Raw genomic sequence first — 12,743 nt, 5'->3', positions numbered from 1 at the left:
GTTGGAGCTTCGTGGGCTTTGAGATCAGTTATTCAGCCTTGAAAGAGCCCCTCAAATTGAGGGGCTCTTGTCAGGCAACTGCTTTTTACGCCGCGCCCCACATCTTGTGCGGGTCGATCACAAACTTCTTCGGCACACCCGCATCAAACTCGCCATACCCTTCCGGCGCCTGATCCAGGTTGATCACCTGCACACCCACCACTTCAGCAATGTTGATGCGGTCCCACATGATCGCCTGCATCAGCTGGCGGTTGTATTTCATGGTCGGGGTCTGGCCGGTGTGGAAGCTGTGCGATTTTGCCCAGCCCAAGCCAAAGCGGATGCTCAGTGCGCCGATCTTGGCTGCAGCATCCACCGCGCCTGGGTCTTCGGTCACGTACAGGCCCGGGATACCGATGTTGCCGGCCACGCGGGTCACTTGCATCAGCGAGTTCAGCACGGTGGCCGGGGCCTCGTGCTTGGCACCTTCGTGGCCATGGCCACGGGCCTCGAAGCCGACGGCGTCGACGGCGCAGTCCACTTCCGGCTCGCCGAGGATGTCGACGATCTGCTCGTGCAGCGGGGTGTCCTTGGACAGGTCGACCACTTCGAAGCCTTGCGACTTGGCATGGGCCAGACGGGCCGGGTTGAGGTCACCGACGATCACGCAGGCGGCGCCCAGCAGGCGCGCCGAGGCCGCGGCGGCCAGGCCGACCGGGCCGGCACCAGCAACGTAGACAGTGCTGCCTGGGCCCACGCCAGCGGTTACGGCGCCGTGGTAGCCGGTGGGCAGGATGTCGGACAGGCAGGTCAGGTCACGGATCTTTTCCATGGCCTTGTCGCGCTCAGGCAGCTTCAGCAGGTTGAAGTCGGCGTAGGGCACCAGCACGTATTCGGCCTGGCCGCCGGTCCAGTCGCCCATGTCGACGTAGCCGTAGGCACCGCCGGCGCGCGCCGGGTTGACGGTGAGGCAGACACCGGTGTGCATCTCTTTGCAGGAGCGGCAGCGACCGCAGGCGACGTTGAACGGGACCGATACCAGGTCGCCGATCTGCATGCGCTCGACATCGCGGCCCTTCTCGACGATTTCACCGGTGATTTCGTGGCCCAGGACCAGGCCGACCTGGGCAGTGGTGCGGCCACGGACCATGTGCTGGTCAGAACCGCAGATGTTGGTGGAGACCACCTTCAGGATGACGCCGTGTTCGATTTTCTTGCCGCGCGGGTCCTGCATTTTCGGGTAGTCGATGTGTTGCACTTCGACCTTGCCGGCGCCGAGATATACCACTCCACGATTGCCAGACATTGCTTGTACCTCGCTTGATTATTATTTATGCAGCGTTGGTTGAAGCGCCGCCATCCGTGGGCGGCATGTACTACTGGAATGCAGGGAATTGTGGGCCGGATGGGGCCGGACGCACTGACTGGAAGCGACAGGGAGATGCCTTTTAGCGGCAGGGGTGTCGCTGGGGAGTATGGGCAAACAGAGAGGCGGCCTGTGCTGGCCTCTTCGCGGCTAAAGCCGCTCCTACGGGGGACCGCACCAACCCGAGGGCTGTGCTGTACCTGTAGGAGCGGCTTTAGCCGCGAAGAGGCCGGTACCGGTTATTACAGAACGACAGTCCGGTTGGCGTTCAGGAACACCCGCCGCTCGATGTGATAACCCACCGCCCGCGCCAATGTCAGGCATTCGATATCCCGCCCTTTGGCAATCAGGTCTTCGGGATAGTGACTGTGATCCACCACCTCGACACCCTGGGCAATGATCGGCCCTTCATCCAGGTCGTTGTTGATGTAGTGCGCCGTGGCACCGACCATTTTCACGCCCTTGTTGTAGGCCTGGTGATAAGGCTTGGCGCCTTTGAAACCCGGCAACAGCGAGTGGTGAATATTGATCGCCCAACCATCCAGACGGCGGCAAAGCTCGGGCGACAGTACCTGCATGTAGCGGGCAAGGATGACCAGCTCAGCACCGGTCTCCTCGATCACCTGCAGCACCTTGCGCTCTTGCCCAGGCTTGTCCTTGGGGTCGAGGGCAAAGTGGTAATAAGGAATCTTGTGCCAATGCGCCAAGGGTTCGAGGTCCGGGTGGTTCGACACCACGGCCACCACATCCATGCCCAGTTGGCCAATGCGCTGGCGATACAGCAGATCATTCAGGCAATGGTCAGCCTTGGACACCATGATCACCACCTTGGGGCGGTGGTTGGGTGCGGTCAGCTCGAAAGCCATGCCGAACGCTTCGCTGCGCTCGGCGAGGCCGGCCCGGAAGCCCGCCTCGTCGAAATCGTCCGGCTGACGGAACTCGACGCGAATGAAGAAGCGTCCCGACTGCCGGTCATCGAAGGAGTGGTGCTCCGTCACGTAGCAGCGCTGCTCGAAGAGGTAACGCGTCACCACGTCGACGGTGCCGAGCATGCTCGGGCAGTCGGCGGTGAGAATCCAGGTATCCGGTGCCCGACTCATGTTCTTGCTCCTTAGGCTTCGATGCTCAGGCCGTATTCGGCAGAAGCGTCCTGCAGCCACAGCCACCAGTAATCGGCGAAGCTGCGGCGAATTACCAACTCCCAGGTGTCTTCTGCAGTGCGGCGGATCACCAGTTGCGACTTGGCGAACACGGTGCCCACGGCCTTGCCCACCGGGAAGTTGTTCGGGTGAACATCATAGCTGGTGGACTTCATCAGCACGTCGCGCACGTTCGGGCCACGCAGTTCCAGCAGGCTTTGCCCGCCACTGACATTGACGACCTGAATATGCTGGCCTTCAAGGGCCGCGCGCAGCTTTTGCTCGACTGCCAGCTCCTGACCGCCGGGTACGATCAGCAACCACTCGTCGGGGCCGACCCATTGCAGCGACATGTCCTTGTTGGCGACCACAGTCAGCGCCACGGGCAGCTCCAGGCCAAGGGCCTTGTGCACGCCGGCGGCGAATTCCGGGTTGTGGCCATCACCACGCAGGGTGAGGTGACCGAGGAACTTACGTTCACGCAGGGTCACGCCTGCGTTCTTGCGGCCTTTGCCTACCAGGCTGGCCAGGTCGGCATGGTGCAGTGGCGACTGGGCTTTGGCCTCGGCGCCGGGGTTTTGCTGGAAGACGTTGATAGCGCTCATTTCTTACCTGCCTTGAATTCTGGATTCGACCACGATGCCTGCGGGAGACGGCCATCCTGTGGGAGCGGGCATGCCCGCGAATGCGATGTTGAATTCACCGCCCTCTTCGCGGGCACGCCCGCTCCCACAGAGACCTCATTCCACGCTTGGCACCGGTTGGACCGGGGGCCTTAGACGTTCTGCCGCTCACCCTTCGGATCGAAGAACACCGAAGACACGATCTCCGCCTCGATCACGCTGCCATCTGCCTGCGGCGAGTAGACACGCTCGCCCATGCGCTTGAGGCCGCCTTTGACCACACCCATGGCGAACGAGTAGCCCAGGGAGTTGGAGGCGTAGCTGGAGGTGACGTGGCCGACCATGTCCATCGGGATCGGCTGTTTCGGGTCGAACACCAACTGGGCGCCTTCCGGCAGCCACTTGGTCGGGTCGACCGGCTTCAGGCCCACCAGCTGCTTGCGGTTCTCACGTACGCAGTCTTCGCGGTTCATGCCACGCAGGCCGATCCACGAGAACGGCTTGTTGCGGCCAACGCACCAGCTCATGTTCAGGTCGTCCGGGTTCATCGAACCATCGGTGTCCTGGCCAACGATGATGAAGCCCTTCTCTGCACGCAGTACGTGCATGGTCTCGGTGCCGTACGGGGTCAGGTTGTATTTCTTACCGGCCTCGATGATCTGTTCCAGCACGCCCATGGCGTAGTTGGCCTGCACGTTCACTTCGTACGACAGCTCGCCGGTGAACGAGATACGGAACACGCGGGCCGGCACGCCACCGACGTTGCCTTCCTTCCAGGTCATGAACGGGAAGGCTTCCTTGTCCATGTCGATGTCGGTCAGCTCGCTCAGCAGCTTGCGGCTGTTAGGGCCGGACAGGGTCATGGTGGCCCAGTGGTCGGTGACCGAAGTGAAGTACACCTTCAGCTCTGGCCATTCGGTCTGGTGATACAGCTCCATCCACTGCAGCACGCGGGCAGCGCCGCCGGTGGTGGTGGTCATGATGAAGTGGTTGTCGCCGACGCAGGCGGTTACGCCGTCGTCGAAGACCATGCCGTCTTCCTTGCACATCAGGCCGTAGCGGGCCTTGCCCACGTCGAGCTTGGTCCAGGCGTTGGTGTAGATGCGGTTGAGGAATTCGCGCGCGTCCGGGCCCTGGATGTCGATCTTGCCCAGGGTCGAGGCGTCCAGCAGGCCCACGCTGTCGCGCACGGCCTTGCATTCACGCGTGACGGCAGCATGGATGTCTTCGCCGGCTTTCGGGAAGTACCACGGGCGCTTCCACTGGCCGACGTCTTCGAACTCGGCGCCGTTCTTCACGTGCCAGGCATGCAGGGCAGTGAAGCGCACGGGCTCGAACAGGTGACCACAGTGACGGCCCGCTACCGCGCCGAAAGTAACCGGCGTGTAGTTGGGGCGGAACATGGTGGTACCCATTTCCGGGATGGTGATGCCGATCGAACGGGCGGCGATGGCCAGGCCGTTGATGTTGCCCAGTTTGCCCTGGTCGGTACCGAAGCCCAGCGCGGTGTAGCGCTTGACGTGCTCGACCGACTCGAAGCCTTCACGGGTGGCCAGCTCGATACCGGCTGCGGTCACGTCGTTCTGCTGGTCGACGAACTGCTTCGGCCCCTTGGTGCCTTTGTCGTGCGGTACCAGGAACAGTGCCACGGTGGCCTCTTCCTTGCGCGCCACGGTTTTTGGCAGGGTGCCGACAGTGGCCTTGAAACCAGCCTCGCTGGCTGCGCGAACGCCGCCTTCGAAGCCATCGGCAATCACATCGCCCAAGGCATACACGCCGTTGACACCACCGACGCACTCGCGCTTCTGCGGGGCATCGCCGGGCACGAAGCCAAGGATATCGTCACGCCATACCGGGCGACCGCCCAGGTGCGAAGCCAGGTGCACGATCGGGCTGTAACCACCCGAGGACGCGACCAGGTCGCACTCGAGGATTTCGCCTGGGCTGGTGACTTTGTGCGCCTGCACATCGATCGCCGCCACACGGGCGCCGGTGACGTGCTTGCTGCCTTTGGCCTCGATCACGGCGCTGGAGGTGAGGATGCGAATGCCTTTGGCACGCGCTTCTTCAACCAGCGAGCCACGTGGGTTGTGACGGGCGTCGGCGATGGCGACCACTTGCAGGCCTGCGTCGTGCCAGTCCAGCGCGGCGCGATAGGCGTGGTCGTTGTTGGTCGACAGTACCAGCTTGCGACCCGGCGCCACGCCATAGCGGCGAACATAGGTGGAAACAGCACCGGCCAGCATGTTGCCCGGCACGTCGTTGTTGCCATACACCAGCGGGCGCTCGTGGGCGCCAGCAGCCAGTACCACGCGCTTGGCGCGGACGCGGTGCACGCGGTGGCGAACCTGGCCAATCGGGGCACGGTCGCCGAGGTGGTCGGTGAGGCGCTCGTGAATGGTCAGGAAGTTATGGTCGTGGTAGCCGTTGACCGTGGCACGTGGCAGCAGGGTCACTTCCGGCAGGCCTTCCAGCTCTTTGACCACGGCGTTGACCCACTCGGCAGCAGGCTTGCCGTCAAGGGTTTCGCGGGTGTCGAGCAGGCTGCCGCCGAACTCTTCCTGCTCGTCAGCCAGGATCACGCGGGCACCGCTGCGCGCAGCGGCCAGTGCGGCAGCCAGGCCAGCAGGGCCGGCGCCGACGATCAGCACGTCGCAGTGCCGGTTCATGTAGTCGTAGCTGTCAGGGTCGTTCTGCAGCGGCGCACGGCCCAGGCCGGCGGCTTTACGGATGTACTTCTCGTAAGTCATCCAGAACGATTTGGGGTACATGAAGGTTTTGTAGTAGAAGCCCGGCGGCATCATGCTGCCGCCAACCTTGCCGAGGATGCCCATGACGTCGTTGTTGACGTTCGGCCAGCCGTTGGTGCTGGTGGCGACAAGGCCCGCGTACAGTGCCTGCTGGGTAGCGCGCACGTTGGGGATCTGGGTAGCTTCGCTGGAGCCGATCTGCAGGATGGCGTTCGGCTCTTCGGTACCGGCGGCGATGATGCCGCGCGGGCGCGAGTACTTGAAGCTACGGCCGACAATGTCGACGCCGTTGGCCAGCAACGCGGCGGCCAGGCTGTCACCGGCATAACCCTGGTAGGTCTTGCCGTTGAAGGTGAAGTTCAGGACCTTGCTGCGGTCGATACGGCCGCCGCTGGCGAGGCGATAGGTCTGGCTCATACTTTTTCCCCTTGGCCTTTGACGGTCGACGCAGCGCTGGTGGCTTTGCCGTTGGCGGTCACTTGCGGCTTCTCGCCAATCTTGTAGGTTTCCAGAATTTCGTAGGTCACGGTGTCACGGGTGACGTTGAAGTACTGGCGGCAGCCGGCAACGTGGTCCCACAGTTCATGGTGAATACCGCGCGGGTTGTCACGGTAGAACATGTAGGTACCCCACTCCTCGTCGGAGCAGGCGTTAGGGTCCAGCGGGCGGGCGATGTGCGCCTGGCCAGAGGCGTGGAACTCTTCTTCGGAGCGCAGCTCGCCGCAGTGGGGACAGAAAATATGCAACATGACGGTGTCTCCGGTTAGTGGGCGACGGCGGCGGCGCCGTGTTCGTCGATCAGTGCGCCGTTGTAGAAACGGTCCATGGAGAACGGCGCGGCCAGTGGGTGCATTTCGCCCTTGGCCAGGCTCGCGGCGAAGACGTTGCCCGAACCGGGGGTCGCCTTGAAGCCGCCAGTACCCCAACCGCAGTTGAAGAACATGTTCTTGACCGGGGTTTTGGTGATGATCGGGCAGGCGTCCGGCGAGGTGTCTACGATGCCGCCCCACTGGCGGTTCATGCGAACACGCGAAAGGTTGGGGAACATCTCGACGATGGCCTGCAGGGTGTGCTCGATCACCGGGTACGAACCGCGCTGGCCGTAGCCGACCCAGCCGTCGATACCGGCACCGATCACCAGGTCGCCTTTGTCGGACTGGCTGATGTAGCCGTGCACGGCGTTGGACATGATCACGCTGTCGATGATCGGCTTGATCGGCTCGGATACCAGCGCTTGCAGCGGGTGCGATTCCAGCGGCAGGCGGAAGCCGGCCAGCTTGGCCATGTGCCCGGAGTTACCGGCGGTGACCACGCCGACGCGCTTGGCGCCGATGAAGCCTTTGTTGGTTTCCACACCGATGACCGCGCCGTTTTCCTTGCGGAAGCCGATCACTTCGGTTTGCTGGATCAGGTCGACGCCCAGGGCGTCGGCAGCGCGGGCGAAGCCCCAGGCCACGGCATCGTGACGGGCAACGCCGCCACGGCGCTGTACGGTGGCGCCGAGGATCGGGTAGCGGGTGTTCTTCGAGCAGTCCAGGTACGGGATTTCGGCCGCAACCTGGGCAGTGTTCAGCAGCTCGCCATCCACGCCGTTGAGGCGGTTGGCGCTGACCCGACGCTCGGAGTCACGCATGTCCTGCAGGGTGTGGCACAGGTTGTAAACGCCGCGCTGGGAGAACATCACGTTGTAGTTCAGGTCCTGGGACAGGCCCTCCCACAGCTTCATGGCGTGCTCGTACAGGTGCGCCGACTCGTCCCACAGGTAGTTGGAACGCACGATGGTGGTGTTACGGGCGGTGTTGCCGCCGCCCAGGTAGCCCTTCTCGATCACGGCGACGTTGGTGATGCCGTGCTCTTTGGCCAGGTAGTAGGCCGTGGCCAGGCCATGACCGCCACCGCCGACAATGACCACGTCGTAAACCTTTTTAGGGGTTGGCGTGCGCCACATGCGCTGCCAGTTTTCGTGGTGGCTGAGGGAGTGCTTGAAAAGGCCGAAGCCCGAGTAACGTTGCATGGTGTGTGACTCCACTCAGCGGTAGACAGGGAAATCTGCGCACAGGGCCGCGACGTTCTTCGCCACATCGGCTTCGACGTCTGCGTCACCGAGGTTGTCGAGGATGTCGCAAATCCAGCCAGCCAGGGCCACGCACTGGGCGACCTTGAAGCCGCGGGTGGTGACGGCCGGGGTGCCGATACGCAGGCCCGACGTGACGAACGGCGACTGCGGGTCGTTCGGCACGGCGTTCTTGTTGACGGTGATATGCGCACGACCCAGGGCGGCGTCGGCGTCTTTGCCAGTCAGGCCCTGACGGATCAGGCTGACCAGGAACAGGTGGTTGTCGGTGCCACCGGAAACCACATCGTAGCCACGGTCGATGAACACCTGGGCCATGGCCTGGGCGTTTTCGATCACTTGCTGCTGGTAGGCCTTGAATCCAGGCTCCAGCGCTTCCTTGAAGCACACCGCCTTGGCAGCGATCACGTGCATCAGCGGGCCACCCTGGGCACCCGGGAATACAGCGGCGTTCAGCTTTTTCTCGATCTCTTCGTTCGACTTGGCCAGGATCAGGCCGCCACGCGGACCGCGCAGGGTCTTGTGGGTGGTGGTGGTGACCACATCAGCGAACGGGATCGGGTTCGGGTACAGGCCAGCGGCAACCAGGCCGGCAACGTGGGCCATGTCGACGAACAGCAGTGCGCCCACTTTGTCGGCGATGGCGCGGAAGCGCGGGAAGTCGAGGGTCTTGGAGTAAGCCGAGAAACCGGCAACGATCATTTTCGGCTTGTGCTCGACCGCCAGGCGCTCGACTTCGTCATAGTCGATCAGGCCGGTGTTGGTGTCGATGCCGTACTGGACAGCGTTGTACAGCTTGCCCGAGGACGACACTTTGGCGCCGTGGGTCAGGTGGCCACCGTGGGCCAGGCTCATGCCCAGGATGGTGTCACCGGCTTGCAGCAGGGCCAGGTAGACGGCGCCGTTGGCCGACGAGCCGGAGTGTGGCTGGACGTTTGCGTAGTCGGCACCGAACAGCTGCTTGGCGCGCTCGATGGCCAGGGCTTCTACCTTGTCTACGTGCTCGCAGCCACCGTAGTAACGCTTGCCAGGGTAGCCTTCAGCGTACTTGTTGGTCAGGCCGCTGCCTTGGGCCTGCATGACGCGCTTGCTGGTGTAGTTCTCCGAGGCGATCAGCTCGATGTGATCTTCCTGGCGCTGTTCTTCGGCATTCATCGCCGCCAGCAGTGCATCGTCGTAACCCTGGATCTGGTCTTGCTTGCTGAACATTGTGTATCTCCCGGCAGCGATCGTTTTTTGTCGTGGGGCACTGTGGCCCTTTGTGGCGATGTTATGACTGGCGGGGCCGGGTCAGATGCCTGCGCACGCCTTGCAATGGCGCGTTTACGACATTCGCTGTTGTGCTGTTTGTGCTGGCCCTTTCGCGGGTGAACCCGCTCCTACAGGTACGGCGGCGCTCTGAAGGCTTGCGGCGCCCTGTGGGAGCGGGTTCACCCGCGAAAGGGCCAGCCCGGACAACACAGAAATCAGCCGATGCACGGGTTGTATAGGCAAGTGCTGAATCGATGGTTTAGAGTGCTGATCTGCGTCGTTCACAGGACCGTGCCATGACAGACAAGAGCCAACAATTCGCCAGCGACAACTATTCCGGCATCTGCCCCGAAGCCTGGGCGGCGATGGAAAAAGCCAACCACGGCCACGACCGCGCCTACGGCGACGACCAGTGGACCGAGCGTGCATCGGAGTACTTCCGCAAGCTGTTCGAAACCGACTGCGAAGTGTTCTTCGCTTTCAACGGCACCGCTGCCAACTCCCTGGCCCTGGCGTCGCTGTGCCAGAGCTATCACAGCGTGATCTGCTCCGAGACCGCCCACGTCGAAACCGACGAATGCGGTGCGCCGGAGTTTTTCTCCAACGGCTCCAAGCTGCTGACAGCGGCCAGCGTCAACGGCAAGCTGACGCCACAGTCTATTCGTGAAGTGGCGCTCAAACGCCAGGATATCCACTACCCCAAGCCGCGCGTGGTGACCATTACCCAGGCCACCGAAGTCGGCACGGTGTACCGCCCCGACGAGCTGAAGGCGATCAGCGCCACCTGCAAGGAGCTGGGCCTGAACCTGCACATGGACGGCGCACGCTTTACCAACGCCTGTGCTTTCCTGGGCTGCAGCCCGGCCGAACTGACCTGGAAGGCCGGTGTGGATGTGCTGTGCTTTGGCGGCACCAAGAACGGTATGGCGGTGGGCGAGGCGATTCTGTTCTTCAACCGCCAGCTGGCCGAAGACTTCGATTATCGCTGCAAGCAGGCCGGGCAACTGGCGTCGAAAATGCGCTTCTTGTCGGCGCCATGGGTCGGGCTGCTGGAAGGTGGCGCCTGGTTACGCCATGGCAACCACGCCAATCATTGCGCGCAGTTGCTGGCATCGTTGGTCAGTGACCTGCCGGGGGTAGAGCTGATGTTCCCGGTGGAGGCCAACGGGGTGTTCCTGCAGATGCCGGAGCACGCCATCGAGGCGCTGCGGGGCAAGGGCTGGCGCTTCTATACCTTTATCGGCAGCGGTGGCGCGCGCTTCATGTGCTCGTGGGATACCGAAGAAGTGCGGGTGCGTGAGCTGGCGGCGGATATCCGCGCGATCATTGGTGGCTGAGCGAGAGCCGGGGCCGCCTTGCGGCCCCCGCGATCTAAAGCCTGAACCCACCCATCTGCCGCGCCAGGTCATCAGCCAACCCACGCAACGCCTGGCACTCATCGCGGCACCCTTGCACCTCCGCCGCTGTCTCACGCGCCAAATCGGAAATCCCCTGCACCGTCCGGTTGATTTCCTCGGTCACCGCCGACTGCTCCTCGGTAGCCGTGGCCACCTGGTGGTTCATGTCACTGATGTGCTCTACCTGGTCGGTAATCGCGCTCAGCGATGCCCCGGTGCGCTGGCTCGATTCCACGCCACTGCCGGTCGCCTGCTGCCCTGCCTGCATTGAACTCACCGCCGAACCTGCACCCAGCTTCAGGCGCTGGATCATCTGCTGCACTTCGTCGGTGGACAGCTGTGTGCGCCGGGCCAGCGTACGTACTTCATCGGCCACCACAGCGAACCCGCGCCCCATCTCCCCTGCCCGCGCGGCCTCGATGGCAGCGTTCAACGCGAGCAGGTTGGTCTGCTCTGAAATGCTGCGGATTACCGCGAGCACTTCATCGACCGAGGCGACTTCGTCGGCCAGCTGGCTGACCGCATCGGCCGCCTTGCCGATGTCGCCCGACATGCCCTCGATGCCACGAATGGATCGTTGCACCACCTCGCGGGCCTGCAACGCCTCGTCTCGTGCCGACTGCGACGCCTGGGCCGCATCGCCGGCATTGCGGGCGATGTCCTGCACGGTCAGGCCCATCTCGTGTACAGCAGTGGCGACCATCTCGGTCATCTCCTGCTGGCGCCCGGAGCGCTCAGCGGTATTGTCCACCACCTGGGTTACCTGCTCCACGGCCCGCCGCAGCCGCTCGGAGGTACTCAACACCTCGCCGATCAGGCTGCGCTGGCTGTCCAGGAAGCGGTTGAAACCACGGGCCAGGTCACCCAGCTCATCCTGACGCGAATCGTCCAGACGATGGCTGAGATCACCCGCTCCCCCGCCAATCTGAACCAATGCGGCGGTAACGCGGCGGATCGGCCGCACCAGGCCACGCGCCAGCAGTACCACCAACAGCAGCGACACCAACGCGACGGCGCCACCGATCAGGCTGGTCAGCCAGACGGCCTGATGCATTTGCGCGTAAATTTCCGACTCTGGCACTTCGGCCACAAGGGTCCAGTTGAGGTCGCGCAGCGGCAGGCCCAGCGCCAGGTAGCGCTCACCGTCACGGCTGAAGCGGCTGCTACGCAGGCTCTCGCCTCCGGTCATGACGCCTTTGGCTGCGTCCGCGCCAAGCTGTTCGGCAAGCTGGCGCTTGCCACTGAAGGCAGCATCGGGATGCACCTGGATCAGGCCATCGTTGCGCACCAGGAACACCTTGCCGTGCTCGCCAAAGCTGAAGTCGTGGATCAGCTTCGATAATTCGGTCATGCGCAAGCCCATGCCGGCCACACCCACGAGCTTGCCTTCCTTTTCCACGCGATAGTCGATGAACAGAGCCAGTTCGCCGGTGGCACCATCGATGTCGATGTTGATGAAACGCTCGGCGCCGCTGTCGATGTAACCGTAAAACCACTTGTCCTTGGGGTTGCTGCGGCTGAGGGTGCGGTCCAGGCCGTTCTCGTTGTAGTAGTGGCCGGTTTCAGTCGAGGCGAACAGCGTAGTAAAGGCGTGGTTGCGCTGTTTGGCGGCGGTCAGGTATTCGATGAATTGGGGCGCCTGCGCAGGATCTTCACCGGCAGCAAGCCAGTCGCGCAGCAGGGTGTTACCGGCAATGTCCGCGGCAGCGACCAACGGTTGGCCCAGCATGCGCTCGATGTCGTTGCGGATGGCTTCGATGCTGGCTGGCAGGGCAGTGTCGACCAGGTAGCGGTCGGTGAGGCGGTTGAGCGCCACGGTGAAGATAATGACCACCACCAGGATGCTCGCCAGCAAGGCAGCGCCCATGCTGGTGATCAATTGCAACTGGATGCTCTTACGCCAGATACGCATGCCCCTACTCCCCGCACATTATTGTTTTGCGGAAAGTGTATACACTTGCGTATCCAGTTAATCCAGTGATCTGAAGCAATCAGATGCACCCTGTAGGAGCGGGTTTACCCGCGAATGCGGTGTTGAAGCCTCTGACGCTTTCGCGGGTGAACCCGCTCCTACGGGGGGGACGGTATACGGCCTTATTGCTCAGCGATGGTCCGCACCGTGGCGTCGATCTGCGCTTGAGTTCGCGCAAGGGTCTGCTGATGC

Annotated in this window: 9 protein-coding genes and 2 pseudogenes; 1 reads left to right on the top strand and 10 read right to left on the bottom strand. The window is 63.1% G+C overall.

The genetic code is table 11. The features are described 5' to 3' along the window. Positions 1 to 85: 85 nt before the first annotated feature. The 7 genes from fdhA to ACK59Z_RS12225 all read right to left on the bottom strand — a co-directional run bounded on the left by fdhA (position 86) and on the right by ACK59Z_RS12225 (position 9,140). Entirely contained in the window at positions 86 to 1,285 is a 1,200-nt protein-coding gene (fdhA, locus tag ACK59Z_RS12255; RefSeq protein WP_011953256.1) for a formaldehyde dehydrogenase, glutathione-independent, read from the bottom strand. Between the two features lie 302 nt (positions 1,286 to 1,587). Then, positions 1,588 to 2,445: a formyltetrahydrofolate deformylase gene (gene purU, locus ACK59Z_RS12250; protein WP_003255675.1), complete on the bottom strand. Its 858-nt coding sequence runs from the start codon at positions 2,443 to 2,445 to the stop codon at positions 1,588 to 1,590. Between the two features lie 11 nt (positions 2,446 to 2,456). Then, positions 2,457 to 3,089: a sarcosine oxidase subunit gamma gene (locus tag ACK59Z_RS12245; protein WP_014589391.1), complete on the bottom strand. Its 633-nt coding sequence runs from the start codon at positions 3,087 to 3,089 to the stop codon at positions 2,457 to 2,459. A 170-nt stretch (positions 3,090 to 3,259) separates the two neighbouring features. Next, positions 3,260 to 6,274, bottom strand: coding sequence for a sarcosine oxidase subunit alpha (locus tag ACK59Z_RS12240; RefSeq protein ID WP_108191848.1), 3,015 nt, complete (start codon positions 6,272 to 6,274; stop codon positions 3,260 to 3,262). Beyond that, on the bottom strand, positions 6,271 to 6,606 hold the full coding sequence (locus ACK59Z_RS12235; RefSeq protein WP_108191849.1) for a sarcosine oxidase subunit delta: 336 nt from the start codon (positions 6,604 to 6,606) through the stop codon (positions 6,271 to 6,273). Before ACK59Z_RS12235 ends, ACK59Z_RS12240 begins: the two co-directional genes overlap by 4 nt. 14 nt (positions 6,607 to 6,620) lie before the next feature. Then, complete coding sequence (locus ACK59Z_RS12230; protein WP_003255680.1) at positions 6,621 to 7,871, bottom strand: sarcosine oxidase subunit beta family protein; 1,251 nt, start codon at positions 7,869 to 7,871, stop codon at positions 6,621 to 6,623. Between the two features lie 15 nt (positions 7,872 to 7,886). Continuing rightward, positions 7,887 to 9,140, bottom strand: a complete 1,254-nt coding sequence (locus ACK59Z_RS12225) for a serine hydroxymethyltransferase (protein ID WP_003255681.1) — start codon at positions 9,138 to 9,140, stop codon at positions 7,887 to 7,889. A 338-nt stretch (positions 9,141 to 9,478) separates the two neighbouring features. Here ACK59Z_RS12225 and ACK59Z_RS12220 point away from each other — a divergent pair, with 338 nt between their 5' ends. Then, positions 9,479 to 10,519 carry a threonine aldolase family protein gene (locus ACK59Z_RS12220; protein WP_409293084.1) on the top strand — a complete coding sequence of 347 codons (1,041 nt, stop codon included), beginning with the start codon at positions 9,479 to 9,481 and terminating at the stop codon, positions 10,517 to 10,519. 34 nt (positions 10,520 to 10,553) lie between these two features. Here ACK59Z_RS12220 and ACK59Z_RS12215 read toward each other — a convergent pair whose 3' ends face one another. The 3 genes and pseudogenes from ACK59Z_RS12215 to ACK59Z_RS12205 form a co-directional block, all read right to left on the bottom strand. Then, positions 10,554 to 11,282 (bottom strand): methyl-accepting chemotaxis protein, encoded by a 729-nt coding sequence (locus ACK59Z_RS12215; protein ID WP_409293108.1) that lies wholly within the window; start codon positions 11,280 to 11,282, stop codon positions 10,554 to 10,556. Between the two features lie 135 nt (positions 11,283 to 11,417). Beyond that, positions 11,418 to 12,446 (bottom strand): annotated as a pseudogene (gene mcpH / locus ACK59Z_RS12210) (methyl-accepting chemotaxis protein McpH); the annotation flags it as partial. A gap of 227 nt (positions 12,447 to 12,673) precedes the next feature. Then, positions 12,674 to 12,743: pseudogene (locus ACK59Z_RS12205) on the bottom strand (cell division protein ZapA); the annotation flags it as partial.

Source organism: Pseudomonas sp. KCJK9058, from assembly GCF_046230975.1.
GTDB classification, from domain to species: domain Bacteria; phylum Pseudomonadota; class Gammaproteobacteria; order Pseudomonadales; family Pseudomonadaceae; genus Aquipseudomonas; species Aquipseudomonas alloputida.
This window is presented reverse-complemented; position numbering and strand designations above follow the sequence as displayed.